The organism is Pseudomonas sp. SIMBA_067 (assembly GCF_046534675.1).
Classification (GTDB): Bacteria; Pseudomonadota; Gammaproteobacteria; order Pseudomonadales; family Pseudomonadaceae; genus Aquipseudomonas; species Aquipseudomonas putida.
In genome coordinates this window covers 1-269 of the sequence record NZ_JAWRYH010000498.1, presented here as the reverse complement: position 1 = coordinate 269, position 269 = coordinate 1, and the positions used below count along the sequence as shown (strand labels likewise).

The 269-nt window shown below is 34.6% G+C and carries 1 protein-coding gene; it reads left to right on the top strand.

All coding sequences use genetic code 11. The features are described 5' to 3' along the window. On the top strand, positions 1 to 269 hold a 269-nt coding region (locus SB765_RS30060), incomplete at both ends, for a hypothetical protein (RefSeq protein ID WP_410932553.1).

Genomic DNA, 269 nt, shown 5'->3' with positions numbered 1-269 from the left:
CAGCAGTATTCTTGAAGCACTGCAAGACTTTGTAGAATATGTTGTTATTTCCTCACAAAGTCATACTCCAAGTTCTATCTGCATGTTAGTTAAGGCAAATAATGAGTTTGTTGATAAAGACAGCTATCTTTATCAAATCAGCGTAGAGCTGATGATAGACTTTGAACATTACCTTACTGAACTATTTACAAACGCTATAGCTAATAAAGAGCTCAGTGGAAATACCTCGGCTATAGATTATGCTCGTTTTTTCCAAATACAATTTACTG